Genomic DNA, 1,655 nt, shown 5'->3' with positions numbered 1-1,655 from the left:
AACAGGCCTACCATCAGGTTTAACATACGATGATGCGAACAACCAGATCATCGGTACACCGGATATCATCACAGACTGGAACGATGACGCTGCGACAGGAACGTACGAAGAGACACGTGACTTCCCAGTAACAATCACGGTGACAAATGAAGCAGGAAACGTAACGGAAAAACAATCACAATCACAGTACAACGTGATACAGATGGCGATGGTATCCCAGATATCACAGATACAGATGATGACAACGACGGAATCCCTGATACAGAGGATAACAATCCGAAGGTAGCAGATACAACAGCACCAACGGTGGATATTAATCCAATTACTGAAGGTGAAACGACAGTCGGCGGAACAGGTGAAGCAGGCAGCACGGTAACAGTGACATTCCCAGATGGTGGCAAAGTTGAGACAACAGTTAAACCAGACGGAACATGGACAGTGGAAGTGCCGGCAGGAGAAGTATTGACACCAGGAGAAGAAGTGACAGCGGTATCGAAAGATGCAGCAGGAAACGAATCAGAGCCGGTGATTGAAGTGGTATCACCAGCGGATGATGTGACAGCACCAGTGGTAGACATCAGCCCGATCAAACCAGGTGACACAGTAGTCGGCGGAACAGGTGAAGCAGGCAGCACGGTAACAGTGACATTCCCAGATGGTGGCAAAGTTGAGACAACAGTTAAACCAGACGGAACATGGACAGTGGAAGTGCCGGCAGGAGAAGTATTGACACCAGGTGAAACAGTAACAGCAACATCAACAGATGCGGCAGGTAATACATCAGCACCATCAAACGAGACAGTAACAGCGGCACCAAAAACAGGATTAACAATCGGAGATCGTGTATGGATTGATACTAATGCAAATGGTTTACAAGATGCAGGAGAAGTAGGACTTGCAGGTGCAACTGTAGCATTAGTTAAACCAGACGGAACTATCATTACTACAGTAACTGATGCGAATGGTCACTATGAATTTACTGGCTTAGCAGCAGGAACTTACACTGTATACTTCAACACACCAGTTGGAGCTATCAATTCACCAGTTAATGTAGATTTCAATGGTCATGATGCAATTGATTCAGATGGATCAGTAATCACTATCCAGTTAACTGAAGACAATATGACAATCGACTCTGGATTCTACTATGCAAATGGTGGTGGAACAACGACACCAGGTGGCAACACAGGTGGAGAAACAACACCGGGTGGTAACACAGGTGGAGAAACAACACCAGGTGGCAACACAGGTGGAACAACAACACCAGGTGGCAACACAGGTGGAGAAACAACACCAGGTGGCAACACAGGTGGAGAAAATGTCGATACTGGCGTAGCTCCAATTAACGATGGAGATGATGAAACAGTAGCACCAATTCATGATGGTGAAGATCAAGAAGTTTTACCAGACACTGGTGAAGCTAACAACAGTGGTGCTACAGCTGGATTAGTAGCAGCACTTGGAGGATTTGCATTACTTGCGGCTCGCAGAAGACGTCAAGAAGATGTTCAATCTGAAAACAAATAAGATTTAAATTAAAACGAGAGTTCATATTATAGGTTCTATGTCAAATAGGACTGATGCTGTAATTAGAGATTAAGCGACAACTTTATGTTGCTTAATCTCTTTTTTTGATTCAGGTAAATATAATCTTG

General features: G+C 44.7%; 2 protein-coding genes. Both read left to right on the top strand.

Features of this window, described 5'->3' with window-relative positions; genetic code table 11:
• Positions 1-286, top strand: a 286-nt coding sequence (locus BFS35_RS13855) for a putative Ig domain-containing protein (protein WP_158554338.1), incomplete at its 5' end; no start/stop codon positions are given.
• Entirely contained in the window at positions 175-1,527 is a 1,353-nt protein-coding gene (locus BFS35_RS13630) for an SdrD B-like domain-containing protein (protein WP_331466739.1), read from the top strand. The genes BFS35_RS13855 and BFS35_RS13630, both read left to right, overlap by 112 nt.
• The last annotated feature ends 128 nt before the right edge of the window (positions 1,528-1,655 follow it).

Origin of the sequence: Macrococcoides goetzii, from assembly GCF_002742385.2 — a bacterium.
GTDB lineage: Bacteria > Bacillota > Bacilli > Staphylococcales > Staphylococcaceae > Macrococcoides > Macrococcoides goetzii.
Note: the sequence above shows the minus strand (reverse complement) of the source record. Positions and strands in the feature narration are given on the sequence as shown.